The organism is Arhodomonas sp. AD133, from assembly GCF_051195215.1.
In the GTDB taxonomy this organism is placed as follows: domain Bacteria; phylum Pseudomonadota; class Gammaproteobacteria; order Nitrococcales; family Nitrococcaceae; genus Arhodomonas.
Map to the genome: position 1 here is coordinate 16461 of NZ_JBNAZM010000039.1, position 25641 is coordinate 42101.

The following is a 25641-nucleotide window of genomic DNA, read 5'->3' on the forward strand; positions in this document are numbered from 1 at the left end:
GTTCGTCTCGCTCCTATTGAACGGGAACGGTTGCCGCTAGCGGCAGGTATTCGGCCTGTAGCTGGCGCGCCAGCACCCGGCAGCGGCCCAGCGGTACGCGGGCCTGCTCGGTGTCGATCACCCACACCCGCGGCGGCAGTGCGATGTCGTCCACCGCGTCGCGGCTGCGGCCGTCGGTGAGCAGGTAGGTGCGGCACGCGAGCCCGGGATGGCGGCGCATCAGTCGGTCGATGCGTTGTCGCGCCGTGAGCAGGGCCTCGCGCAGGGGTGTGCCGCCACCGGCTGGGAGGTGCTCCAGGTGGATCGCGCAGTCCTTGGGTGCACGCCGCGGCGGCAGCACCCAGTCCGCGCGTTCGTTGCCGAAGGCGAGGATGGCGAGCTGCTCGCGGGCGCGATAGGCGCGCTCGGCGATGCCGAGCACCACCGCCTGGGCCTGGGCGAGGGCGCGATGGCTCAGTGTGGAGGCCGAGGTGTCCAGAAGCACGCAGTTGAGGGTCGTCGGCGCCTGCCGGGGCGGGCGGTAGCGCAGGGTTCGCAGACCCTCGCCACGGTGGTTTTCCGGTGCGGCCAGGGTGCGGAACCAGTCGACCCGGTTTGCGTCGGGGGCCGCGGTGTTCGTGTGCCGACGACCCTGTGCGGGGCCGGCGCCCTGCTCGGCGCTCGGTGCCGCCGGCGGCTTTGCAGCGGTTCGCGGAGGTGGCTCGGCCGGCGCCGTCTCCCGCGGCAGATGGCGTCGGCCCTGGGGGCTCACCGCCTGCGGCGGCATGCCGCCCCAGTCGCCGTGGCCGGCGTCGCCACCGTCGCTATCATTGGCCCCGGAGTTGCCCTGCCCGCCGTTGCCGTTGTCACCACCGCTCGCCGGCGGCGTGCCGGGAGCATCGTCGTCGTGGCGCCGGCGGTGGTGGAGCACCAGCTCGGCGACCGCGTCCACGTCCGCCTCGGTTACGGAGTCGCGACGCTCCCACGCGGCGTGGGCGGCGGCCGCCTGTCGCCAGGTGAGGTCGGCACGGACGCCTTCCACGCCCGCGCGGATGCAGCGCTCGGCGATGGTCTCCTCCAGCGCTTCGGGGCAGGCGACGCCGTCGAGCCGTTCCCGGGCGGCGCGAATGCTGTCGCGCAGCGCCTGCTGAGCGGTGGCATGCTCGGCGAGGAAGCCTTCCGGGTCACGCTCGAAGGCGAGGCGGCGGCGGACAATGGCGGTGCGCTCGGCGACGTCGCTCGAGTTGTCCAACGCCACCGCCAGGCCGAAGCGGTCGGTGAGCTGTGGGCGCAGCTCCCCCTCGTCGGGGTTCATGGTCCCCACGAGCAGGAATTCCGCGGCGTGGCGGTGGCTGATGCCGTCACGCTCGACGTGGTTGACGCCGGAGGCGGCGACGTCGAGGAGGGAGTCCACCAGCGGGTCGGGCAGCAGGTTGACCTCGTCGATGTAGAGCACACCGCCGTGGGCCCTGGCGAGCAGGCCCGGGTTGAAGGCGACGCGCTGGTCGTCGAGGGCCTGCTGCAGGTCCAGACTGCCGATGAGCTGCTCTTCCGTTGCGCCCAGCGGCAGGGTGACGAACCGCTCGGCCGTTTCCGGGTCCAGGTCGGCGAGGCCCCGGGCGAGCGTGGACTTCGCACAGCCGCGGGGGCCGCTGATGAGTACGCCCCCGAGACGCGGGGCGATGGTCGCCAGGATCAGCGCCGTCTTGAGCTGCTCCTGGCCGACGATCGCGGTGAACGGAAAGACGGGGCTATGCGGCGTTGCGGTCATCGCGGAGTACCCAGTTCTGGATGGCCCAGCCACAGGCGAGGCCGAGCAGCAGCCAGAAGGCGGCATTGGTCACCGCGGTGGCGGCAATGAACTGCTGGTGCAGCTCGCTCATGGCCGCCACGGTGTCCGGCTCCATGCCGGCAAAGGCGCCACCGTGGGGATGGGGCGCGCCCACCAGATGGGGAATCGCGAGGAGCACGACGCCGGGGGCCTTCTTCCATCCACGGGCGAAGACGAACAGCCCGAGGGCCGCTGCCGTGCAGGCCACCGTGGCGATCCACCAGAGCTGGCGTGCCTGCAGGCCCGCCGCCTGCATGCCCGGGAGCTCCGGGGGCAGGCCGAGCGAGGGCGCGGCGAAGAACACGGCGAAGCCGGCGACGCCCCAGGCAAGCCCCCGGGCGGGGCCGACCGTGGTGCCGCGATAGAGATGGGTCGCCGACATGGCCACCAGCATGAGAACGCTGAAGGCCAGCGCGACGAAGATATCCGAGAGCGCGGTATAGAAAATGCGTTCGCCGCCATCGGCGGGCGTCCAGACTTCGCCGCTGTGGCCATGAGCGTGGCCGTGGTCCGCGGCGGTCTCGCCGTGGTGATGGCCGTGTTCGGCATCATGGCCTGCGCCGTCTTGGTGGTGGGTGGCTTCCGCGGCGCCACCGCCCTCGAAGGCCTCGGCAGCGTAGATGAGCTGGCTGACCTGGAAGTGCTGGCCCAGCGCGAACGCGAGCCCCGTGACGATGCTTACCGCGAGCGCGGCGGTCAGGATGCGTCGAAAGAGCATTCATCCCCCTGGATAACGAAATCGATTGACACAGCCTCCCCGTCGGGGACGGGGGGAGCGGGCTAGCGTGGGGCTAGCCGGAGTGGTTGCGGCGCGCCCGCCGCCGAATGGCGGCGCGCTGGTGCGCGGTGCCCGTCAGTGGCAGGGGAAGACGACCGAGTGCCGCGTGTCGTGAGCGGCGTTGTGCAATTCGCTCATCGGGGCGAAGCCCACGGCGAACAGCACCACGATACCGAGCGCCGCGGCAGCGGCCAGCTGAACCAGGGTTCCGGGGGATGCGTCGACCGCGATAGCGGAGGTGTGTTGTTGCATATCCATTCCTCACGCACTCACCCGTGCGCTGTCCATGGGTTGATGGCGTCAAGGCCGGTCTCCGGGCTTACGAGAGGGGCGTTTCCGCGACGCCCGCGCCTTCCCGTCCGACGACAGTGGCTCGTGCAGGCATCTCTCTCGATCACCGTTGCGGGGGCAGCAGTGGAATTGCGCAACCACGATGCGCGCACCACTTTCCCGATTCTCTCCCGACAGGGAGCACCTTGAGCGACGAATGGTAGGCGGCGGGGCGCGTGCGGGTCAAACCGGCGGTGTGTCGGGAGTTGCAAGTTTCAAGCAGACGTAGGCCGGCACCCGTGCGTGGTAGCGCATCGGATGCCGGCATGGGCGTGAAGGCGGCGAAGCCGGACCTTACTAATCTTCTCAGAAGTATTGTCATACGTCAGAGCGCCACAGCGGCCCGGGGGCAAGGCGCGTTCGCGCCGGCGTGGCTGGGTCACGTCAAGCGAGCGCAACGCCGCCACCGGGTCGCTGTGGCGCTCCCTTTGGGCCGGTCTGTGCGCCGATGGGATCTGCGTTGCTCACCGCTTATGTAGCCCGGCTACACGGCGCGCCTCGCGCCTTGCCCCATCGGCGCACAGACCGGCTGACGCATGACAATACTTCTGAGAAGATTAGTAAGTGGAAAGTTCCAAGATTCAAGTTGAAAGTGGCGAGTTGGCAGCCGCGGTGCCGGTGCCGCTCGCGACCTGGAACTTGCAGCGTTGAACCTGTAACTGAGGAACGGCCTTCGGCCGTGATCACTCATGCCGGCTTCGAGCTCGCTGACGCTCGCCTGGAGCCGGCCTACGCCGCTTTCGCTCATTTGTGGTGGTGGACTGCGCTGCGCTCCGTCCACCCTACGCGACGACTCCGTTGATGGCGTGAGCGGCGCCTCTCGTAGGGTGGATGGAGCGTAGCGCAATCCGCCATCGACCGCGGCGCCGTTGTCGCTTTCGACTTGAGACTTTCAACTATTTACTCGCTGCCTGCCTCTTCCGCTCGCAAAGCCGTGCGAAGTACCGCGGCGCTCGCGAAGCTGCGGTCCGGCGGTGGCAGGCGTGGTCGACGCAGTAGCAGCACCGGAATGCCGCGTTCGCGGGCGGCTACCAGCTTGGCGGCGACGGCGTTGCCTCCGCTGTTCTTGGTGACCACAACATCCGTCTCCAGGCGGTCCATCAGCTCGCGCTCGTCGTCCAGCGCGAAAGGGCCCCGCGCCTCGATCGTGGTGCAGCGCGTCGGTACCGTGCGTCCGTGGTCCGGCAGACAGCGCACGTTCCAGTGCTGGTGCGGCGGCACGGGGGCGAGATCCAGCGCACCGGGGCCGATGGTGAAAAGCGGTCGCCGGTAACGTTCGAGCGCGGCCGGTAGCGCATGGATGTCGGCGAGGTAGTGCCAGCGGTCGTCGGGGCCGGGGCGCCACGGCGGGCGGTGGAGCGCCCACAGTGCGATCCCCGCGCGACTGGCGGCGGCGCGGGCGTTGGCGCTGATGGTTGCGGCATAGGGGTGGGTGGCGTCCAGCAGGCGCTCGATGCGGTGTGTTTGCAGGTAGTCGACGAGCCCGTCGACGCCGCCGAAGCCGCCGCGGTGCACCGGGCAGGGGACGTGGGGCCGGGCCTGTGGGTCCGCGACCGAGTAGATGGTCTCGTGGCCGTCGGCGTGTAGGCGGGCGGCGAGCGAGCGGCCGTCGCCGGTGCCGCCGAGCAGCAGCAGTCTCACGGGGCCTCCGCGATGCCCACCGGTTCGCCCTGGCGGTCCACGGCGCAGACCGTGAGCGCGGTGCCAGCCGGGAGATAACCACGAGCCTGTGCCGCCGCCAGTGCACAGATGCGCTGGCCGAGGGGGATACCGGCGGCCTGGCAGGCGGTGAGGGCGGCCATGCTGGTATTGCTCGACGCTATCTCGGCTCGCAGCGCCGTTTCCGCGCCTGCTTCGCCGGCCTGGGCGGCGAGGAAGTCGAAGTCCACCGGCGCCTTGCGGCTGTGAGTATCCAGGTGCCCGGCGGCGAACTTGCTGAGTTTGCCGAACCCGCCGGCGAGGATCACGGCTGGCACGGGATGGCGACGGACGTGTTTCAAGAGCGCGCCCACCAGATCCCCCATCTCAACCAGCGCCATGTCGCCGAGGCCGTAGCGGGTGCGGACGAAGGCCTCACTGGTGGAACCGGTGCAGCCGGCGATGCGCTCCAGGCCGTTGGCGCGGGCCACGTCGACGGACTGATGGATGGAGGCGATGTAGGCGGCGCAGGAGAACGGGCGGACGATGCCCGTGGTTCCCAGAATCGATAGACCGCCCAGGATGCCGAGCCGGGCGTTCATGGTGCGCTGGGCGATGCGCTCGCCGTCATCGACGCCCACGGTGACGCTGAAGCCACCGGCATGACCGTGTTCGTCGGCGAGCGCCAGCAGGTGCTCACGGATCATTCGCCGTGGCACCGGGTTGATGGCCGGCTCCCCCACCGGCACGGTCAGCCCGCTGCGGGTGACGGTGCCCACGCCGGCGCCGGCGCGGAAGCGCACGTCTTCTTCGGGCTCGGGAATCACCCGGGCCCAGACACGGGCACCGTGGGTGGCGTCGGGGTCATCGCCGCCATCCTTGATCACGCCGGCCTCGGCGCCGTCGTTGGTGGCGCTTAGGTCGTGGATGGCCATGTCGGCGCTGCGGCCTCTCGGCAGCGTGACGTGGACAGATCCCAGACGGAAGCCGGTGAGCGTGAGGCGTGCGGCGGCAACGGCGGCGGCGGTGGCGCACACGCCGGTGGTGAAGCCGGTGCGTAGCGGGCCGCGGCGCTCGGGCGTTTCCGGGCGCATGGACGGGCCGTTGGCGGTGCGCTCGGCGCTCATGGCGGGAACCGCGATCACTCCAGGGCCGGAACGGGCGGGCTGGCGTCACGCTCACCGTGAAGCGCCGCGTGCAGGCGCACCACGTCGCCGACGATGAGCAGCGTGGGCGAGCGCAGCGCCAGCGGCCGGGCGCGATCCGGTAGATTCGCGAGGGTGCCGGTGAGCACCCGCTGATCGGGGAGGGTGCCGCGCTCGACCAGCGCCGCGGGGGTCGCCGGCGCGAGGCCTGCATCCGTGAGCTCGTCGCACACCTCGCCCAGGGCGGAGAGGCCCATGTAGATCGCCAGCGTCTGCCGCGGCCGGGCGAGGCCGTCGCGGTCCAGCTCGATGGCGCCGTGGCGCCGCCGGGCGGTGATGAACTGGCAGCTATGGGCATAGTCGCGGTGGGTCAGGGGAATACCCGCATAGGCGGCGCAGCCGCCGGCCGCGGTGATGCCCGGGATGACCCGTACGGGAATGCCTGCCGCCGCGATCGAGGCGGCTTCTTCGCCGCCGCGGCCGAAGACGAACGGATCGCCGCCCTTGAGCCGTACGACGTGGCGGCCGTCTTGCGCGAGCTCGACCATGAGCTCGTTGAGGCTGCCTTGCTCGTAGCTATGCCGAGCCCGAGCCTTGCCCACGTAGTGCCGCTCGGCCTCGGGCGGGGCGAGTGCGAGCACTTCGTCCGCCACCAGCCGGTCATGGAGTACGACGTCGGCGCACTGTAGGGCGGCGAGGGCGTCCAGCGTCAAAAGGCCCGGGTCCCCGGGGCCGGCACCCACCAGGTCCACCTGCCCGGCCGGTGTCTTTGTCTCCGCGATGGGGGCGGCCGCGATGTGCACGGGGCCGCGATCGATGGTGGCGGGCAAACGGCAGGAACCGGTCGGTGAGGCCGCCGCTTCGCAGGGTATGCCCCGCTCGGCTGCCGCCCTGGCGACGGCGCCGTCCACCTCGGCGTGGCCGGTGGTGGCCACGGCGAGCCAGATACCACCGAGGTCCGCTGGCTCGAAACGGCGCGGGTGATGAATGACGTCACCATCCGCGGCCGATTCGGCCAGACCGGGCGCGACCCGCGGGGCGACCACGGTCACTCGTGCGCCGGCGCCGCGCAGGGCGGCCACCCGCCGGCGGGCGGTCTCGCCGCCGCCCACCACCAGGCAGTCGCGACCTTCGAGCTCGACGAACAGTGCCAGGGTGCCCATGGTCATTCGTTGCCCGGCAGTCGCGCCGCGCCGCGGGCGGCGCCGGTGCGCCCGCGGGGGCGGTAGTAGTGGGCTTTGTCGGCGCGGTAGAGGAACGAGTCGGAGAATCCGTCCATGGCGAGCACGCGCCCCACCAGGATGATGGTGGTGCGGGTGAAGCCCTTCGCCCGTACCCGCTCGACAATGGTGTCCAGCGTGCCCTCGACGCGGTCGCCGTCCTCCCAGCCCACACGGCAGAGCACGGCCACCGGGCAGTCGCCACCGTAGTGCGGGCGCAGATCCTCGACGATGTGGTGCAGCCGCGTGACGCCCAGGTGGATGACCAGCGTCGCGCCGTGGCGGGCGAGGTCGCTCAACGCCTCGCCGTCGGGCATGGAGGTCTTGCCGGCGTAGCGGGTCATGATCACCGTCTGCGCGACGTCCGGCAGCGTGAGCTCGCAGCCGATCTCCGCGGCGGCGGCGCTCGCGGCGGTAACGCCGGGAATGATTTCGTAGTCGATGCCGAGCTCGCGCAGACGCCGGATCTGTTCGCCGACGGCGCCGTAGATGGAGGGGTCGCCGGAGTGCACCCGCGCCACGTCGATGCCTTGCTCGTGAGCGCGGCGCATGTGCTCGATAATGGGTTCCTGGGAGAGCGTGGCGGTGTTGATCACCTCCGCGTCGGGGGCGACGTCCTCGAGCACGGGCGGCGGCACCAGGGAGCCGGCGTAGAGCACCAGGCCGCACTCGCGAATGCGCCGCTGCGCCTTCACCGTGATGAGCTCCGGGTCGCCGGGGCCGGCGCCGATGAAATAGACTTTCACGGGTTGTCCTCCTTCAGGGCCTGCTGCTGTCAGCGAACGTTTGGGGCCGGGGGATGGCACGCCGGGTCACGACCGGCAGCCGGCCGATCCCCGACGGCGGTGTCCGCGCCTCGGCCCCGACCACTTCTCCAGGCCTCGTCATTGTCAGGCTTTGGCTGCATAGCCGCGGGGCGTATACACCCAGTCATCGATCACCCGGGTCTGGGCATTGCCTACCAGCACCACGCAGAGCATGTCCACTTGCGCCGGGTCCAGCGCCGACAGGGTGGTGCGGGTGATCGCTTCCGTCTCGCGGGTGAGGTTACGCGCCACCACCACCGGCGTGTCGGCCGGCCGGGCGGCGCGCAGGATCTCCAGCGCGGCGGGAAGCTGCCAGTCGCGACGCCGGGAGGCCGGGTTGTAGAAGGCGACCACGAAGTCGCCGTCCGCGGCGGCGCGTACGCGGCGCTCGATCACGGGCCACGGCGTCAGCAGGTCCGACAGGGAGATGGCGCAGAAGTCGTGGCCCAGCGGGGCACCCACCCTTGCCGCGGCGGTCTGCATCGCGGAGATGCCGGGTAGCACTTCGATGCGAACGCGTTCACGCTCGCTGGCGGACCGTTGTGCCAGCCGCTCGAACAGCAGGCTGGCCATGGCGTAGACGCCGGCGTCCCCGCTGGAGACGAGGGTTGTGGTCCGCCCGTCGGCGGCGAGGTCCAGCGCCATCTCGGCGCGCGTTGTCTCTTCGCCCAGCGGGGCTTCGTGGCGCTCGCGACCGTCCATGAGGTCGCCGAGCAGGTCCAGGTAGAGACCATAGCCCACCACGTCGGTGCTGGCACGCACGGCGTTGGCCGCGGCCGGCGTCAGGTGGGCGGTGTCGCCGGGGCCGGTGCCCACGACCCACAGGCAGGGGGCATCGGTCTCGGGTGCGGTATCAGCCATGGGTGATCTCCGGGTAGCTGCGCGCAAGTGCTGCGGTGGCGCGCCGGTTCTTGCGCTTGGTGACGACCAGCTCCGCGTGGCCGTTACCGAGCTCGGTGGCCCGGGCGAGCGCGGCGGCCTCGGCGACGCCGTAGCAGCCGACGGCGGCGAAGACGTGCTCGGAGCGCTCGGACAGCGCGTCCTCATGAGCGCGTAGCGCCTGCGCAGGATAGGTGGTGAAGGGGCGGTCCAGGTCCCCGGCGAGCGCGAGCATGCCGGCTTCGTCCGCCTTGAGGTCGACGCTCGCCAGGCCCGCCAGCGCGTTGGCGTCGAGCCCGGCGGCGGTGAGCACATCCGTGAGCACGGCCTGGATGTCTTCGCGGGGGCAGCCGCGGTCACAGCCGAGGCCGGCGACCCAGATGGGGTGCGTGTAAGCCGAGGCGGTGGTGAGCACCGCCTGAGCGCCGAGGTGCTCGGCGAGGCGCCGGGCCCAGTCGTTGGCGCCGGCGTCGTGGCCGCCGAGCAGGGGCACCACGAACCGGCCGTGCTGGTCGAGCACCAGCACCGGCGGGTCCTGGCGTTTGTCGCCGATCACTGCCGCGAGCGTGCGTACCGCGATGCCGGTGGCGGTGATCAGTACCAACGGCCGGCCTTCGATGAACCAGGCGCGCACGCGCTCGCCGAAAGGCGAGGGGCGGTGATGGTGCTCGGCCCCCGCGCAGAGCGGGACGAGGCGTTCGCCGAACGCCTTTCCCGCTTCGGTGAGGCTGACGATGACCGGTGTGCTCACGCCGACGCCTCGGGGAAGACCAGGAAGATGGCGAAATAGGGCCCACGACCTGAGGGCAGGTCCTCTAGGCCGGCGTGGAGTGTTTCCTCCGGGCCGCCCACCTGCTCCAGGTACACGGCATCGGCGGCGCGGCCGCTCTCGCGGATGAGTCCGGCGAGGCGCTGGCGTTGCGGGCCCGCCTTGAGGATGGCGATTGCGGCATGGTCCCGCAGGGCGGCGCGGATCGCCCCGTCGCTGCTGCGGGTGGTGAGCACGACCAGATCTTCGTCCTGGCGGGTGAGGGCGCGACCGATCCGCGCCGAGGCGGCGCCCACTGAGGAGATGCCCGGCACGACTTCCACGGGAACGTCGTCGTTCAGGTGTTCGCGCAGGTAGCCGAAGCTGGCGTAGAGCAGTGGGTCGCCCTCGCAGAGCACGGCGACGTCTTCACCGGCGGCGGTGCGGGCAGCGAGTGTCCCGGCGGCCTCCGTGTAAGCAGACTGTGCGGCGCTGCGATCCTTGCTCATGGGGATGGTCACCGGCAGCTCGTCGACACCCTCGCGGAGGTGGGGCGCGGCGATGGCGCGCGCCCGTGACGGCCGGTTGGGCGCGGCGATGTAGCACACCGTGGTGGCGGCGGCCAGGCGGTTGGCCGCGCGCAGGGTGAGCAGATCGGGGGCGCCGGGGCCGACGCCGATGCCCCAGACGGTGCCGGTCATGGTTGGCCTCCTTGCTGGCGCGGAACTGGGTCCAGCACTGTTCGTGGTGTGGCGTCCGCGGTCCTGGCACGCGCGTTGACCGTGCGGGGTGGGGCGACGGCGCATACGGGGGCGGGAGACGCCGTGAATACGTCCCTGTAGGCTCGACTGCCGCCATCCCTGGCGGCAGACGCTCCCGCCCCCGTATGCGCTGCCGCCCCGGGTAGGTGACGGGGCGTGTCCGCGGCGTCGGCGGGGTTGACGAAGGGTGCCGTTAGAGCGCGGTGGGTGTCAGACGCCATCGGTATCGTCCCTCTTCGACCAGGCGAGGATGAGCACCGGCAGCTGGGGGCGCAGAAGGAGCTCGCCGTTAAGTCGATCGCCGCGGGCGACTGAGAGCTCGGTGAGCTTGCTCTCGCTGCCGGTGGCGTCCGCGAAGTCGATGAGCGCCCGGCGGGCGGGCTCGGTGACGGCGGTGGCTACCAGTCGTCCATCGGGACGCAGGCGCTCGCGGGCGAGGCGCAGCAGCTCGGGTAATACCCCGCCGTGGCCGCCGATGAACACCGCGTCCGGGTCCGGGAGGTCGGCGAGGGCTGCCGGGGCCTCGCCGTGCACGCCGGTGAGGTTGGCGTCGACGCCGTAGCGGTCGCGGTTTGTGTACAGGTGCGCCAGGCGGCCGGCCTCGCGCTCGATGGCGTAGACGTGCACGCGCGGGTTCCAGCGCGCCCACTCCACCGCTACGCCGCCGCAGCCGGCGCCGATGTCCCAGCCCACGTCGCCGGCGCGGGGTGCGAGGGCCGAGAGCACGGCGAGGCGCACTTCGCGCTTGGTGATGAGCCCTCGTCCCGGCGCCGCGCCGGTATCGAAGGCGGTATCCGGCAGGCCGGGGAACTCGGGCAGCACGCCCCCCGGGCCGCGGGTGCGCACCAGGGTGACCTGCAGCGGGTCGAACTCGCCGCCGTCGTGGGCGAGTGTGCGGGCATCGGTGGTGGTGATCCGCTCCTGGGCCGCGCCGAGGCGTTCGGCGATCCACATGAGCGAGTCGGGGAAGCCGGCGGCGACGAGCTCCCGGGCGATGGCGGGCGGCGTGGCCTCGGCGTCACCGAGCAGGGCGTAGAGCCGGTTGCCGTGGAGGCGGGCACGTAGCCGTGTCAGGGGGCGGCCGTGGAGGCTCACCGTCTCGCACTCAGCGGTGGGCAGGCCCACTCGGGCGCAAGCCGTCTGCACGCTGGAGGGCGCGCTGTGAAAGCGCAGGCGTTCGGCTGGCAGCCGTCTGGCCGCCCAGGCGCCCACGCCGTGGAAGAGCGGGTCGCCGGAGGCGAGCAGGCAGATACGCTTGCCCTCGTGGGCGGCGAGGCGCCGGATTAGCGCCGAGAAGGGGCTGGGATAAGGCTCGCGTGTAGCGCCGTTGTCAGGGACGGCGCGGAGTTGGCGGGGGCTGCCGAAGATGACCTCGGCCTCGGCCAGCGCCGCCTGCGCTGCCGGGTGTGCCGGTGCGGTGTCGGCGATGCCGAGGCCGACGACATCGATGACCGGGCCGTGCGTCGCCATCATCGCGTCAGACACCGCTTTCCGCCTCGGAACACGCCATGCGGGCCAGGGCGTTGATGCAGGCGGCCGCGAGTGCGCTGCCCCCGGCACGTCCGTGCACGAGGATTGCCGGCAACCCCTCGGTCTCGACGAGGTGGGCCAGCGCGGCTTTGGATTCCGCTGCGCCCACGAAGCCGCAGGGCATACCCACTACCAGAGCGGGCCACGGAGCACCGGCGTGGAGCATCTCCAGCAGGCGAAAGAGCGCCGTGGGGGCGTTGCCGATTACGGCTACCGCGCCGGCGAGCTGCGGGCGCCAGGCATCCACGCCGGCCATGGTCCGGGTGATGCCGTTCGCCTTGGCGCGGGCGACGGTATCGGGGTCGTGGAGGAAGCACTCGGGCTCGCCGCGCAGGAACCGCCGCGTCAGGCCGTGGCGGACCATTTCCACATCACAGAGCACCGGTGCGCCGGCAGTCAGCGCCGCGACGCCGGCGGCGGCCGCCGCCTCGCCCGCTACCAGAGCGTCGACGATCCGCGGGTCGCCGCTCGCGTGCACCAGGCGCATGGCCACCTCCGCGGTGCGGGGGCCGAATCCGCCGAGATCCGTGCATGCACGGATCTCGGCAAATGAGCGGCGCTCGATCTCGCCGGGATCGGTGACGTAGTCGAACGGTGGCACGAGCGGCGTCACCGGTCACCCCCCGTGATGGTGGGTGTGGTGGTGATGATGGTGATGGCCATGGCTGTGGTCGGCGTCGGTGCCGGCACCGCGCACATGGTGGTGATGACCCTCCTGGGGCTGGCCGACGCGGTCCTCGAAGCCGATAATCTGCTCGCGGTACTGGCAGAGCTGGCAGTTCATCCGGCCCTCGCCGCGCTCGGTGGTATGGAGCCGGTCGATGAACGCGGCGATGACCTCGGGGTGGTCACGGAGGTAGGGGGCTTTGACCACGTCGATACCGGGGTTCTCGCTGGCGAACTCGTCCGCCGTATCGTAGATGCGCTTGACCAGCCGCCCGGTGAACAGGAAGTAGGGGAAGACGAGCACGCGGCGGAAGCCGAGCATGCTGGCGCGCTTGAGCCCTTCGGCAATGCTCGGGCGGGTGACGCCGCTGTAGCAGACTTCCGCCCAGCCGAAGCCCATGCCTTCCCAGAGCATGCGCGCGATTTTCGAGATGTTGCTGTTGGCGTCCGAGTCGGAGGCGCCGCGGCCGACCACCAGCAAGACCGTATCCGCCCGGTCGTAATCGGCTCCGGCGTCGGCTTCCGCCTCTTCGATGCGGGCGCCGGCCGCCTTGATCATCCGGGCGTGGACGCCGAGCTCGGTGCCGTAGCGGATTTCCACCTCCGGGTGGTGCTGTTGCAGGGCGTTGAGCTCGCTGGGGATGTCGTTCTTGGCGTGGCCGGCGGCCATGAGCATGCCGGGTACCGCGGTGATGCGTCGGGCGCCGCGTTGCACCAGGCGGTCGACGCCATCGCTGATCAGCGGCGTGGCGAATTCCAGGAAGCCGGTCTCGCAGTCGCGTTCGGGGAACTGGTGGCGGAGATGGCTCGCGAGGGTGTGGAATTCCTCCACGCCCTCGACGTCACGGGAGCCGTGGCCGACCACGAGGACGGCGGGCGGTTCGGTGTTCATCATGCGTGCTCCTCACCCGGTGATGCGGTATTCGTCGAAGCCGCGTTGGGGGCAGCGAGGATGCAGGTGGGCACCGGCGCATGGCCGCCGCGTCCGCGCCGGCCCGACGACGACTGGCGCGCCCGGTCAATGGCATTCCTCGACGGCGCGCCCCTCCGCGCAGCCGGTCGATTCAGGCTCTCCGGGCCGGTCTCCGGACTCGCGTGCGGGCCTCGTCGCCCGGGGTGGACCGCCTTCCCATGGCGTTACGCCACAGTGGCCGGGATGGTCCACCGGCACACGCTCACCGTTGCGGGGGCAGTCCCGGATTCGGCGCGTCACGCGGCGGCGGCGCCCCACCGGGTTCCCGTTTCACCCTCGCGGCGGATTCGCCACAGGGCACCCGAGAGCGGATTGGAGCAGGGACGCTACCCCCGCCGGGGTGGCGAAGTCAAACCGACGACGCTCGTATCGACGCCGGTGCACGGGTAGGATGTCGCGCCCATCGAAGGCAATCCCCGCCACTGCAGGCGGCGGGCTCAACGGCAGGACGACACGATGTCGAGCATGAGTGTACGCGGCTCGGCGCCGGCGGCGCTGATCAGCGCGCCGGGCTCGGGCCAGGGCAAATCCATGATCACCGCGGGACTGGCGCGACTGCACCGCAACGCCGGCCGCCGGGTGCGGGTGTTCAAGTTCGGTCCGGACTATCTGGATCCCATGGTGCTGGAGCAGGCCTCCGGTGCCCCCGTCTATCAGCTCCACCCCTGGATGACCGGTGAGGCAGAGTGCCGCTGGCGCCTCGCCGAGGCCGCCGCCGAGGCGGATCTGGTCCTGGTCGAGGGGGCGATGGGCCTGTTCGACGGTGATCCGGCGACCGCAGAGCTGGCGGCGATGACGGATCTGCCGGCGGTCCCGGTGATCGACGCCTCGGGCATGGCACAGACCTTCGGGGCGCTGGCGCTGGGGATGGACCGCTATCGCGGGGACGTACGCCTGTCCGGCGTCATCGCCAACCGCACCGGCAGCCCGGGGCACGGCCGCATGCTCGCGGCGAGCCTGCCGGAGGGCATGCCCCTCATCGGCGCGGTGCCGCGGCACGAGGCGCTGAGCATTCCCGACCGTCACCTCGGATTGGTGCAGGCGGGGGAGATCGTCGATCTCGACGAACGCCTGGATACTATCGCCGGCGTTCTCGGCGAAGCGGGGCTGGATACGCTCCCGGCGACGGTCACCCTCGAGGGGGAAAGGCCGGCGCCCCCGCCGCAACGGCTCGAAGGCGTGCGCATCGCCCTGGCGCGGGATGACGCTTTCGCCTTCGTCTACCGCGCCAATCTGGAGCTGCTCGCGGCCATGGGCGCAGAGGTGCGGGAGTTCTCGCCACTCACCGACACCACGCTGCCCGAGTGCGATGCGCTTTGGCTGCCCGGTGGCTATCCCGAGCTCCATGCCGCGCGGCTGGCGGCGAATACGGCCATGCGTGAGGCCGTGCAGGCCCATCACGCCGCGGGGCGGCCGATTCTCGCCGAATGCGGTGGTCTGATGTACTGCGCCGAGCAACTGGTGGATGCGGATGGCAAAGCGCATGAGATGTGTGCGCTGGTGCCCGGCACCGCGGCCATGGCCGGGCGTCTCAAGGGGCTCGGCGTTCAGGCGCTGGATCTGCCGGGCGGCGAGCTGCGGGGGCATACGTTCCACCACTCGGCGCTGGATACGCCCCTGGAGCCGGCGACACACACGCGGCGTCGTGGAGGCAGCCCGGCCGAGGCCGTCTACCGTAGCCGGGGGCTGACGGCGAGTTACTTCCACGCGTATTTCCCAACGGCGCCACAGGCGGTGGCCGACCTTTTCCGCGGCAACGGCGACTGACGCGTCGAATCGCAGAGCGGTGCCCCCGGCGTTGTCCGTCGGCGACAGCCCCTCGGTCGGGTGTCGCCGCGGTGGGTGGCCGTCGAAATCCGGCCATTCGCGCCGCGCCTCGCCGGCGAGCCGGCGGGGTGTTGCCGGAGGCGCTCGCCAGTGGCGCGTGCAGCGGATAGCATTCCGCCAACCCAGCCATGCAAGGGAATACGCCCATGCGCGTCCTCTGCGTCGCGTTGTCGGTGTTGCTCGCCGTGGCCGCGGTACCGGCGGCAGCCGATTCGTTCGACGGCGAACCGTTCAGTGGCGAGACGGAGTTCAACTTCACGCGCACCACGGGCAATACGGAGTCGCGTACCTTCGGCCTGAACGCCTCGTTCGACTGGGTGCAGACTCGCTGGCGCGAGCATCTGGCCCTGGAGGCTTACAACGAATCCCAGGCGGGAGAGGCCACCGCCGAGCGCTACTTCGTCGAGGGCCAGGTCGATCACTCCGTCAACGACCGTGCCTACGTCTACGCACAGTCCAGCGGGGAGGACGACCGCTTCTCGGGATACGAATACAGCCTCGCCGGTTCCGGCGGTGTCGGCTACAGGTTCTACGACACCGATACCTTCCGGCTCGCCCTGGAGACGGGGCCCGGTTTCCGATATCGGCGTGCCCGCCCGGGCGTCGTCGACGCCGACAGCGGCGGCGAGGCAACGATGCGCGGGGTGATGCGGCTGTTCTGGCAGCTCAACCCTTACACCGAGTTCCAGCAAACGCTGGAGACCAGTCTGGGAACCGAGAGCACGCTGAGCCGCTCGACCACCAGCGTCACTACCGAGCTGTGGTCCCGGTTGTCGTTGCGTTTCGCCTACCGGGTGCGCCACGAGGCGGATCCGCCGGATGACGTCGCCGCTGTGGATACCCGCCTCTCCGCCGGCGTCGTCTACGGGTTCTGACCGGCTTCAGAGGATTCGTCGGTCTGGGGGCGGAGGCTGCCACCGACCAGTTTTTCGCAAGTGCCTTTGGGGACGACGACGAAGGTGTGACCGAGGCCGTCGTGCTCCGCCGTGCCGGCGCAGGCGTTACGGGCGGTCGCACAGTCGTTCCTGCCGGCCTCGGCTACGCCGAAGCACTTCTCCATGATGCCCTCGGCGGCACCGGTGCCGCCATCCGTCGCCGCCAGCGCGACGGCCCCTGCGAACGCGGCGTAAAGCACGCCCTGGGCGCGTGTCATTGCCATCCCTCCCCACATCACGCTATGCCGCCGGCGCGATTGCCGACGCCGCGGTCTCGTTTCACCCTGCCCGCCAAAGCTACCGATACGGGTATGGGAGAGGAATCGGGGGGAGCACGTACTAATCTTCTCGGCGGTATTGTCATGTGTCAGAGCGCCACAGCGGTTCGGGGGCAAGGCGCGTACGCGCCGGCGTGGCGGGGCTCACGTCAAGCGAGCGCAACGCCGCAGCCGCATCGCACAAACGCTCCCTTCGGGCGAGGCTGTCGGGCGCTCTCGCGGCGTTGCTCGTTGCTCATGTAGCGCTTGCTACACCACGCGCCTCGCGCCTTGCGAGAACGCCCGACAGCCTCGCTGACTAGTAACTGCCTGCGGGGATTACGTATTCGGCGGGCGGTGGCGTTACGGCTACACTCGACGGTAATGAACACGCGCACCGCTCTCATACCCATCGACGTCTCTTTGAATTCGAGCCTGTTGCTGCGCTTCGGGGGCGTCGTGGTGCTTGCTGCCGTGGCTTACTGGCTCGCGGGTCAGGCCGGTATGGTGTTCATGTTCGAGCGGGCGAATGTGAGTCTGCTGTGGCCCGCTGCCGGCGTGGCGCTCGCGCTTGCCTGCCGTCTGGGGCCGGCGGCGGCGATCGGCGCCGGGTTGGGTGCGTTCGTCACGCATTTCGGGATGAACCACGGTGTGGCGGTCGCCACGTCGGTCGGGATCGGTACCGCGGTGGCCGCGTGGTTCGGTGCCCACTTGCTCGCTCGTGTGGGCGTACGTCTCGCCCTCGATCGCCCGGTGGACGTGCTGCGCTTTCTGCTCATCGGCGCGATCCCGGCGAGTGTGGTGAGTTCGCTCGTCGGCTCCGGGGTATTGTGGCTGGCGGGCATAGCCCGCTGGTCCGGCTTCGGATCGCTGTGGTGGGTGTGCTGGGTGGCGGACCTGATGGGCATCCTGCTCCTCGCTCCGGCCATTCTGGTGGCGTTGCCGCGTTGTCTCACCCGCACCCAGGTGGGCGAGATCGCAGCGCTGATGCTGACAGTGGCGGCGAGCTCGGCGGTCATTTACGGGGATTTGCTGCCGCCGGATGCCATGCTCGCGCGACCGCTGTCGTATGCCATCTTTCCCCTCATTATCTGGGCGGCCATGCGCACGGGGCCCTCGGTGACCGCCTGGGTTCTGGTGGGTCACGCTGCGCTCGCCGTTGCGCTGACAGCGGGCGGGCACGGCCCGTTCGCCATCGGTGACCTGCGCCACGGGATGCTCTCGCTGCATGCCCATCTCGCCATGGTCAGCCTCACCGGGTTACTCCTAGCTGCGGCAATTGCCGGGCGCCGAGCGGTGGAGGACGAAGCACGGCTCTACCTGCATGAGCTCTCCCACGCCGGGCGATTGAGCGCCATGGGTGAGATGGCCGCGGGCCTCGCTCACGAGCTCAACCAGCCGTTGTGCGCCATCGCCACCTACGCCCAGGCGGCGCGGCGGATGGTCAACGACGACAGCGCGCCGGCGCTCAGCCGTGCGCTGACGCGCCTCGACGACAGCGCTCAGCGAGCCGGTGCGATCATCCGGCAGATGCGCGGTTTCCTGCGCCGCGGTTCGCCGGAGACCGAACCGGTGGACGTGAACGAGCTGGTACGTGACAGCCTGGAGCTGACCGCCCCCTCGCTGCGTCACGGTGAGGTCACGGTACAGACGCGGCTTGCCGCCGATCTGCCGACGGTGCCGGCCGCGCCGGTGCAGATTCATCAGGTGCTGGTGAACCTCGTGCGCAATGCTGTGGAGGCATTGCAGGAACGCCCGTCGACGCAGCGTTTCCTCGAGATCGCCACTGCCCGCGACGGCGATGAGAACGTGGCGGTTTCTGTTGCCGATAGCGGCCCCGGCGTACCCGAAGGCTTGCGCGAGAGCCTGTTCGAGCCATTCGTAAGCGCCCGCGACGAAGGCCTTGGCCTCGGGCTGTCGATAAGCCGTTCCATCATCGAGCACCACGGCGGCACGCTCACCGTGGCGCCGCGTGCGGGTGGTGGCACGATCTTCCGCTTCGTTTTACCGGTTACTATGCCGAGGGAGCATCATGGAACGTAACCTCGACGACCCCACCGTATTCATCGTCGATGACGACCCGGACGTCCGCGACGCCCTCGTCATGCTGCTCGAATCGATGGGGCGGCGGGTCGAGGCCTGGGCGAGCGCGGATGGCTTCCTCGATGACTATGACCCCGGGCGCCCTGGTTGTCTGATCCTCGATGTGCGGCTGCCGGGCATGAACGGGCTGACCGCGCAGAGTGAGCTCGCCCGCCGCGGCATCGACCTGCCGGTGATCTTCATCTCCGGCCACGGTGATATCCCCATGGCGGTGCGTGCGGTACGTGCGGGCGCGCTGGATTTCCTGGAAAAGCCGTTCGGCGATCAGGCGGTGCTCGACTGCGTCGACCGGGCGCTCTCCCTTGACCGCGAGCGGCGCAGCGAGCGCGAGGCCGAGGCCGAGGTCTGTGCCCGTGTCGCCACGCTCACCCCCCGTGAGCACGAAGTCATGGACAAGCTCATCGAAGGCAAGGTCAACAAGATCGTGGCCCGCGAGCTGGACTGTTCCACGCGGACGGTGGAAATCCATCGCGCCCGGGTGCTGCAGAAGATGGGTGTGGACAACGTCTCCCAGCTCGTGCGTCGCGTGCTTGCACACCCGGATTATCATGACCGCCTCGCGTCGGCGAGTCGCGAGGAGCCGCAGGCCTCCGACCGCTAGTCGACCGGCGCGGAGGCCGTCTGGCTTCGTCTCTCGCGCGCCTTCCGTGTGGCCGGCGACGTCGGCCATCGCTGTACGATCCCGACAGGCTCCTAGGCACGGTCATCGCATGGGGGCTATAATTATCCGCATCAATGGGATCGTGGTTTTCAATTGATACACACGGGATGATCCAGATTAATTTCCGCGACCTTCGCTATCTGGTAGCCGTCGCCGACCACCGCCACTTCGGCCGGGCGGCAGCAGCGTGCTACGTCAGCCAGCCCACGCTCAGCACCCAGATCAAGAAGCTGGAGCAGTACCTGGGCGTGCAGCTCGTCGAGCGCACCAACAAGCAGGTGATGTTGACGCCTATCGGCAAGATGATCGCCGAGCGGGCGCGGCACGTGCTCAACGAGGTCGCGGACATCGTCGATACCGCTCGCGCCGCCGGCGACCCCATGATGGGGGACCTGCGCCTGGGGCTGATCCCCACCATCGGCCCGTATCTGCTGCCGCACCTGATTCCGGAGTTGCGCGCGACCTATCCGCGTCTGCGACCGTTGCTCTACGAGGAGCAGACCGCGCGGCTGCTGGAGCGGCTGCGTCGTGGCGAGCTGGACGCCGCGGTAATGGCGGTGCCGGTGCCCGGCGAGGGGTTGATGCACGCGAGTCTGTTCCACGAACCCTTCTACCTGGCCCTGCCGTCGGGCCACCCGCTCACCCGCAAGCAGCCGGTGGAGATCGGCGACCTCACCAGCGAGCAGATCCTGCTCCTGGAGGAGGGGCACTGTCTGCGGGATCAGGCGCTGGATGTCTGCAGCATGGTGGGCGCCCGCGAGGATGCCGAGTTCCGTGCCACGAGCATGGAGACGCTGCGCCAGATGGTCGCCTCCGGTGCCGGTATCACGCTGCTGCCCGCGCTCGCGGCAGAGGCGGCTGCCGGGTTGCCCAACAGCAACTCGGTGGAGCTGCGATGCTTCAGCGACGCGACACCCACTCGCGAGATGGCGCTTTACTGGCGCAAGGGCTCAGCACGCGAGCCGACCATCCGCGCGGTCGCGGAGGTCATTCGCGAGCTCGATGCCGTGAAAGCGCTTGCCGGGGAGGCGGCTGGCGCGCCAGTGACAAGTTGAAAGTTCAAAGTTGAAAGTGAGCACCGCTATGCGTTGCTTGTGCCTTGAGACTCTCGACTCATATGTCATTACTGTGGCCAGCGGGCTGTCTTTTTACTTTTCACTTTCCACTTTCCACTTTTCACTTGTAGCAAAGCGCGCCCGCCAGCAGGCGCACGCGCTTTGCTACAATCCCGCGCCATGGATGTCTCCGATCTCATCGACCCCCTCAACGAGGCCCAGCGCGAGGCCGTGGGCGCGCCCCTGGGGCATGCCCTGGTACTCGCCGGTGCGGGCAGCGGCAAGACACGCGTGCTCACTCACCGGGCCGCCTGGCTGGTGCGGGTCCACGATGCTTCGCCCTGGTCCATCCTGGCGGTGACTTTCACCAACAAGGCCGCTGCGGAGATGCGCGGGCGCATCGGCGAGCTGCTCGGCGTGGCCGGTGGCGGCATGTGGGTGGGCACTTTCCACGGCATCGCCCATCGCCTGCTTCGGCTGCATCACGACGAGGCCGGGTTGCCCCGCGGCTTCCAGATCCTCGACAGCGAGGATCAGCGCCGCCTGGTCAAGCGGGTCATGCGCGATCTGCAGATCGACGACAAGCGGTATCCGGTGCGCCAGCTCCAGGGATTCATCAATGGCCGCAAGGACGAAGGCCTGCGCCCGGATGCCTTGGACCGCAGCGATCCTTACGCCGGACGTATGGTCGAGGTCTACGAGGCCTACGAGGCGGCCAGCCGCGCCGCCGGCGTGGTGGACTTCGCCGAGCTCCTGCTGCGCTGCTGCGAGATGCTGAGCGCGCATCCGGATCTGCTCGGCCACTACCGGCGCCGGTTCCGGCACGTGCTCATCGACGAGTTCCAGGACACCAACGGCATCCAGTACCAGTGGTTGCGCCTGCTCGCCACCGACGAGACCGATACCTTCGTCGTGGGCGACGATGACCAGTCCATCTATGGCTGGCGTGGCGCCAGGGTGGAGAACCTCAAACACTACCAGCGCGACTACCCCGACGCCGTGGTCTATCGGCTCGAGCGGAACTACCGCTCGACACAGACGATCCTGGGGGCGGCCAACGCGCTCATCGCCAACAACGCCGACCGCCTCGGCAAGGAGCTGTGGACCGACGGCGCCAAGGGCGAGCCCATTGCGCTGTACGCCGCGTTCAACGAGCAGGACGAGGCGCGTTTCGTGGTCGAGCGCATCAAGCAGATGTGCGAGTCCGAGGGCTACGCCCGGCGCGATTTCGCCATTCTCTACCGCTCCAATGCCCAGTCACGGACCTTCGAGGAGGCGCTGATCGGCCGGGGTACGCCCTACCGCGTTTACGGCGGGCTGCGGTTCTTCGAGCGCGCCGAGATCAAGGACGCCCTCGCTTACCTGCGCCTGCTCACCAACCGCCATGACGACGCATCCCTCGAACGCGTGATCAACACCCCGGCGCGGGGAATCGGCGCCAAGACCGTTGAGAACATCCGGCTCGCCGCCCGCGATCAGGGCCGCAGCCTGTGGGATGCCGCCCGGGCAATGGTCGACGGCCGCGGGCTGAGCGGCCGTGCGGCGCGTGCCGTGAGCGGGTTTCTCGAGCTCATCGAAACGCTCGCGGACCAGACCCACGATCAGGCCCTGCCGGATCAGGTGGACACCGTGCTCGCCACGAGCGGGCTGCGGGGCGCGCTGGAACAGGAGGGTTCGGACCGCGCCCGTGATCGACTGGAGAACCTGGACGAGCTGGTCAGCGCGGCGCGCACCTACGAGCAGGAAGGCGAGCGCCCCGAGGACGAGGACATGGACTTGCTCACCGCCTTTCTCGCCCACGCCGCGCTCGAGGCCGGCGAAGGCCAGGGGGACGCCTGGGATGACTGCGTCCAGCTCATGACACTGCACTCGGCGAAGGGTCTGGAGTTTCCGGTGGTCTTCCTCGCCGGCCTCGAGGAAGGGCTTTTCCCCCATCGCATGTCCGTGGACGAGCCCGGACGCCTCGAAGAGGAGCGGCGGCTCGCCTACGTGGGGGTCACCCGTGCCCGCGAGCGCCTGTTCGTGACCCACGCGGAGCGACGCCGGCTCCACGGGCGCGATGAATACGGCATCGCGTCGCGTTTCGTCAGCGAGCTCCCCGGCGAGTTGGTGGACGAGGTACGCGCGCGGTTCTCCGTGAGCCGTCCGAGTCTGGCGGTCGGTGCCGGCACACGTGTGGCCGAGCCGGCGGGCGACGGCGCGTTTCCCCTGGGGCAGCGCGTCAGCCATCAGAAGTTCGGCGAAGGCACCGTGCTCGGGTACGAGGGCAGCGGCGCTGGTGCGCGCGTGCAGGTCAACTTCGACGACGCCGGCACCAAGTGGCTCGTGGCCGCCTACGCCAATCTCCAGGCCTGCTGATCGGATCGTGGAGGACGACAACTAACCACCCAGGGCACTAAGAACACCAGCGGGCAAGCTCGAATGCCCCGACAAGCTGGGAGCGCACCTAGATTGCGGCCTCCCGGCTGTTTAGAATCTTGGCAGTGTAGAAGCGCTACACCCGCCTAGCTTCGAGCAACAGCGGCATATGTCGTCCCCGGTCGCGTCTGAAATCGGTGAAGAAAGCGCCCGTGGTGTACCCAACCATCGCACTCGACTGCCAGCGGGTGCATCGGAAACCCCCAATGCCGAGCCGGAAATGCCTACGCGTGCAGTTCCGGACGGATCTACTGGAACAGGCCGGAGGTTCCCTGCCCGTTGACGAAGCCTTGAGCGTTGGGACACTCCGAGTACCGATGCGATGATCCTCTGTCGGAATTCGGCGTTTGCCACTGCGCTCTTTCGCCTGAGGGGCCTTTGACGAAACCTTCCTATGTCACGGCGCTGGCGGTTTCAGGAACCCGACATCCAGGTTCGCATCATCATCTCCTCAGGGCCGCGTAGCCCAATTTCGAAATGGGCCGGGCTCGACTCCCGGGCTGGACGGTTGCCTATCCGAGGACGCAATTCACCCGTCCGGGGTGACATGGTCCCCGGAGCGGGCGGTGTTGCTGCTTTGCGGTCACGGCCAGCTACCGCGTCGTCCACGCGGGACGATCAATCGATGACGAGCTCAGTCCGGTTCTGGCTCTATGGAAGGCTCGAAAGACTGCGGTTTTCCTGCCCGCGCCCCATGTTTGCGTGGCACTAGACCCAAGCGGGCGGGCGAACAAGTGTATTTGACAACCCCCTATGAGGGTGTCTTACGCTCTAGCGCTCTTCGCGAGACAATCTGTGTATCAGCGCGTTTACACGGAAGCCAAGTGAGCGCCGGTTTCCGTCCCACCAGCGGGCGGCAACCACCGGAAAGGGAGCATTTCCATGGTCAGCCTCGACCGTGTCAGGGACGTTGCGGTCCGTTGGGTCGCTGCATTCCTCGTCGTCTGCCTCGCCTGCCTCGCCACCGCCAACGCGGCCCCGAGCCCCGATAGCGACGTCCTGTGGGTGGCGGACACCGGCGGCGTGCTCAAGGTCGCCGCCACGGATGCCGCCATCGAGCTGGAGATCCCCGACGCCCGCCGGGTGAAGGCGCTCGCCGCCGATGCCGCCCGCGGCCTGGTCTGGGCGTACCGCCCGGGGCGGCTCGTGGCCTACGACCTCGCCGGCGGGCGCGTGCGGAACCTCCCCGTCGAGGCCACGTTGCTCGGGCGCAGCTCGGTGGCGACGGAACGCGAGGCGCGCGACGAATCGCGTGCCGACGTCCCCGCGGTGCTCGACGAGGCGGTCGACGGCCTCACGACCACCCAACGGCAGGCCTTCGGCACCGCCGCCGGCACGCACCTCGCCGTCGACGAGACCACCGGCGAGGTCTGGCTCGTCGACGGCCGATCGGTCTACCGCTATGGCGCCGACGGCGAACGCCTTGCCGAGGCGACGCTGGGTTCCCGTGCCCGGGATGCCGCTTTCGTGGCGAGCGAGGGCTCGCTGTGGCTGACCGACTGGCGGGGCCGGGTCCTCGCCGTCTCGGCGTCGGGCGATGTGCGCGAGCCGCTCGACCTGGGCTTCCTGGAACGCGCCCTCGCGCTCGCTTACGCGCCACAACACGACGCAGTCTGGATCGCGCTGCCCCGCGCCGTCGTCCGTCATGCCGTCTCCGGCGAACGGCGGCTCACCGCCTCCGTGGACGGCGCCTTGCACCTCGACGCCGACGGCCAGGGCGGTGTCTGGGCCGCCGGCCTGCGCCGGCTCACCCGCATCGACGCCAGTGGCTCGGCGGCGGTGAGCTTCCGCCCGCGCTGGGCCAGCGCCCTGCGCGGCGTGCTCTTCCACCTCGCCGCCGATCCCGCCGACGCCAGCGTCTGGGTGAGCGGCCTGCGCGGCGTCGCCCACTTCAGCGCCGACGGCGAAGCCCTCGCCGAGCTCGACTACCGCGCCGAGCGCCGCCTCGCGCTCATCCGCGCCATCACCACCGGCGCGGATGTCATTCCCCCGGCGCTCGCGTTCACCCGGCCCGCCGACGGCGACCATGTCGACACCCGTCGCCCCGAGCTCGGCTTCGAGTTCGATGCCGGCGCCCGTGCGGAGACCCTCGCGCTGCGCGCCGACGGTGGCGAGCTGCCGGTGGACTGCACCCCCGGCAACGAGACCGCCGACTGCGTGCCCACCGCCGACCTGCCGGAAGGCCCGGTGAACCTCTCGGCGACCATCGCCGATGCCGCGGGCAACGAATCCGATCCGGCCAAGCTCGCGCTGACAGTGGACACCGTCCCGCCGGCGCTCACCGTCGACGCCCCCAGCGACGGCACCCTGACCAACGAGCCCGAGACCACCGTGCGCGGTCAGGTGAACGAGGCCGCCGACGTCGAGATCGACGGCACCGCCGTCTTCCTGGACCTGGATCACCGTTTCGAGCACACGCTGACCCTCGACGAGGGCGAGAACACGCTGCTGGTCGAAGCCATCGACCCGGCCGGCCACCTCGCCGAGGCCCAGGTCGGCGTGACCCTCGACACCATCGCCCCGGACATCCTCGTCGACCACCCGGGCGACGGCCACATCACCAACGAGGCCGCGCTCACGGTGCAGGGCAGCCTGAGCGAGCCGGCCGAGCTCCGCATCGACGGCGCCACCGTCGAACCCGATGCGAACAACGGCTTCGAGCACGCGCTCACCCTCACCGAGGGCGGCAACGCCATCGAGCTCGTCGCCACCGACGAGGCGGGCAACGAGGCGACCCGGACCCTCGACGTCACCCTGGACACCGTCGCCCCGGCGCCCGTCGCCGGCGATCGGGTGAGCGTCACCGGTGACGGCAGCGGCCAAGCCGTCGTCACGGGCGCCGCCGGCGCCGTCGAGGCCGGCGCGCGGGTGACCGTGACCAACACCCGCACCGGCGAGCGCGTCACCGTCGATGCCGACGCCCAGGGTGCGTTCACCGCCACCCTCGGCGGCAGCGCCACCGACACCTACCACGTCGTCGTCAGCGACCCGGCGGGCAACGCCAGTGACGGCACCGACGTCACCGGCAGCGGGGATGATGACGACGACGATGACAACGGTGGCGGCGACCTGCCGCCGGACCCGGGCGATGTCGCCCCGCC

The 25641-nt window shown here is 70.0% G+C and carries 21 protein-coding genes, 1 pseudogene and 2 riboswitches; of the genes and pseudogenes, 7 read left to right on the top strand and 15 right to left on the bottom strand.

Annotated elements, in window-relative coordinates; translation table 11 throughout:
- Positions 1-13: 13 nt before the first annotated feature.
- The 14 genes and pseudogenes from ACPEES_RS17715 to ACPEES_RS17780 all read right to left on the bottom strand — a co-directional run bounded on the left by ACPEES_RS17715 (position 14) and on the right by ACPEES_RS17780 (position 13206).
- Positions 14-1750: an AAA family ATPase gene (locus ACPEES_RS17715; RefSeq protein WP_435104909.1), complete on the bottom strand. Its 1737-nt coding sequence runs from the start codon at positions 1748-1750 to the stop codon at positions 14-16.
- Entirely contained in the window at positions 1731-2528 is a 798-nt protein-coding gene (locus ACPEES_RS17720; protein WP_435104910.1) for a CbtA family protein, read from the bottom strand. Before ACPEES_RS17720 ends, ACPEES_RS17715 begins: the two co-directional genes overlap by 20 nt.
- Before the next feature lie 135 nt (positions 2529-2663).
- Positions 2664-2840, bottom strand: a complete 177-nt coding sequence (locus tag ACPEES_RS17725) for a CbtB domain-containing protein (protein ID WP_435104911.1) — start codon at positions 2838-2840, stop codon at positions 2664-2666.
- A 35-nt stretch (positions 2841-2875) separates the two neighbouring features.
- Positions 2876-3081: riboswitch (cobalamin riboswitch) on the bottom strand.
- A gap of 737 nt (positions 3082-3818) precedes the next feature.
- Complete coding sequence (locus tag ACPEES_RS17730; RefSeq protein WP_435104912.1) at positions 3819-4559, bottom strand: precorrin-6A/cobalt-precorrin-6A reductase; 741 nt, start codon at positions 4557-4559, stop codon at positions 3819-3821.
- A complete protein-coding gene (locus tag ACPEES_RS17735) occupies positions 4556-5650 on the bottom strand; it encodes a cobalt-precorrin-5B (C(1))-methyltransferase (protein ID WP_435104927.1) in 1095 nt (364 codons plus the stop codon). The genes ACPEES_RS17730 and ACPEES_RS17735 overlap by 4 nt, the downstream gene beginning before the upstream one ends.
- Positions 5651-5697: 47 nt before the next feature.
- Positions 5698-6453 (bottom strand): uroporphyrinogen-III C-methyltransferase, encoded by a 756-nt coding sequence (gene cobA / locus ACPEES_RS17740; protein ID WP_435104928.1) that lies wholly within the window; start codon positions 6451-6453, stop codon positions 5698-5700.
- 48 nt (positions 6454-6501) lie between these two features.
- Positions 6502-6870 (bottom strand): annotated as a pseudogene (locus tag ACPEES_RS17745) (precorrin-2 dehydrogenase/sirohydrochlorin ferrochelatase family protein); the annotation flags it as partial.
- The gene (cobM, locus tag ACPEES_RS17750) at positions 6867-7667 is read right to left on the bottom strand and encodes a precorrin-4 C(11)-methyltransferase (protein ID WP_435104913.1); all 801 of its coding nucleotides are present in this window, start codon (positions 7665-7667) and stop codon (positions 6867-6869) included. The gene cobM and the pseudogene ACPEES_RS17745, both read right to left, overlap by 4 nt.
- Before the next feature lie 144 nt (positions 7668-7811).
- Positions 7812-8588, bottom strand: coding sequence for a precorrin-3B C(17)-methyltransferase (cobJ, locus tag ACPEES_RS17755; protein WP_435104914.1), 777 nt, complete (start codon positions 8586-8588; stop codon positions 7812-7814).
- The gene (locus ACPEES_RS17760) at positions 8581-9357 is read right to left on the bottom strand and encodes a cobalamin biosynthesis protein (RefSeq protein ID WP_435104915.1); all 777 of its coding nucleotides are present in this window, start codon (positions 9355-9357) and stop codon (positions 8581-8583) included. The genes cobJ and ACPEES_RS17760 overlap by 8 nt, the downstream gene beginning before the upstream one ends.
- Complete coding sequence (cobI, locus tag ACPEES_RS17765) at positions 9354-10055, bottom strand: precorrin-2 C(20)-methyltransferase (protein WP_435104916.1); 702 nt, start codon at positions 10053-10055, stop codon at positions 9354-9356. The genes ACPEES_RS17760 and cobI overlap by 4 nt, the downstream gene beginning before the upstream one ends.
- Before the next feature lie 270 nt (positions 10056-10325).
- Positions 10326-11600 (bottom strand): precorrin-6y C5,15-methyltransferase (decarboxylating) subunit CbiE, encoded by a 1275-nt coding sequence (gene cbiE / locus ACPEES_RS17770; protein ID WP_435104917.1) that lies wholly within the window; start codon positions 11598-11600, stop codon positions 10326-10328.
- Positions 11593-12258, bottom strand: a complete 666-nt coding sequence (locus tag ACPEES_RS17775) for a precorrin-8X methylmutase (protein WP_435104918.1) — start codon at positions 12256-12258, stop codon at positions 11593-11595. The genes cbiE and ACPEES_RS17775 overlap by 8 nt, the downstream gene beginning before the upstream one ends.
- A 3-nt stretch (positions 12259-12261) precedes the next feature.
- Positions 12262-13206 carry a sirohydrochlorin chelatase gene (locus ACPEES_RS17780; protein WP_435104919.1) on the bottom strand — a complete coding sequence of 315 codons (945 nt, stop codon included), beginning with the start codon at positions 13204-13206 and terminating at the stop codon, positions 12262-12264.
- A gap of 164 nt (positions 13207-13370) precedes the next feature.
- Positions 13371-13605, bottom strand: a riboswitch (cobalamin riboswitch).
- A 144-nt stretch (positions 13606-13749) separates the two neighbouring features.
- On the opposite strand from ACPEES_RS17780, the gene ACPEES_RS17785 reads away from it, so the two are divergent.
- Both ACPEES_RS17785 and ACPEES_RS17790 read left to right on the top strand, forming a co-directional pair.
- Positions 13750-15051 carry a cobyrinate a,c-diamide synthase gene (locus tag ACPEES_RS17785; protein ID WP_435104929.1) on the top strand — a complete coding sequence of 434 codons (1302 nt, stop codon included), beginning with the start codon at positions 13750-13752 and terminating at the stop codon, positions 15049-15051.
- A gap of 206 nt (positions 15052-15257) precedes the next feature.
- A complete protein-coding gene (locus tag ACPEES_RS17790; RefSeq protein ID WP_435104920.1) occupies positions 15258-15986 on the top strand; it encodes a DUF481 domain-containing protein in 729 nt (242 codons plus the stop codon).
- Here ACPEES_RS17790 and ACPEES_RS17795 read toward each other — a convergent pair.
- Positions 15974-16264, bottom strand: a complete 291-nt coding sequence (locus ACPEES_RS17795) for a BufA1 family periplasmic bufferin-type metallophore (protein ID WP_435104921.1) — start codon at positions 16262-16264, stop codon at positions 15974-15976. The genes ACPEES_RS17790 and ACPEES_RS17795 overlap by 13 nt on opposite strands.
- Positions 16265-16687: 423 nt before the next feature.
- Here ACPEES_RS17795 and ACPEES_RS17800 point away from each other — a divergent pair, with 423 nt between their 5' ends.
- The 5 genes from ACPEES_RS17800 to ACPEES_RS17820 form a co-directional block, all read left to right on the top strand.
- The gene (locus ACPEES_RS17800; RefSeq protein ID WP_435104922.1) at positions 16688-18346 is read left to right on the top strand and encodes an ATP-binding protein; all 1659 of its coding nucleotides are present in this window, start codon (positions 16688-16690) and stop codon (positions 18344-18346) included.
- Positions 18336-19007 (top strand): response regulator transcription factor, encoded by a 672-nt coding sequence (locus tag ACPEES_RS17805; RefSeq protein WP_435104923.1) that lies wholly within the window; start codon positions 18336-18338, stop codon positions 19005-19007. The genes ACPEES_RS17800 and ACPEES_RS17805 overlap by 11 nt, the downstream gene beginning before the upstream one ends.
- 167 nt (positions 19008-19174) lie before the next feature.
- On the top strand, positions 19175-20122 hold the full coding sequence (locus ACPEES_RS17810) for a LysR substrate-binding domain-containing protein (RefSeq protein WP_435104924.1): 948 nt from the start codon (positions 19175-19177) through the stop codon (positions 20120-20122).
- Between the two features lie 180 nt (positions 20123-20302).
- A complete protein-coding gene (gene uvrD, locus ACPEES_RS17815; RefSeq protein ID WP_435104930.1) occupies positions 20303-22480 on the top strand; it encodes a DNA helicase II in 2178 nt (725 codons plus the stop codon).
- A gap of 942 nt (positions 22481-23422) precedes the next feature.
- A partial coding sequence (locus tag ACPEES_RS17820; protein ID WP_435104925.1) for a hypothetical protein occupies positions 23423-25641 on the top strand: 2219 nt, incomplete at its 3' end.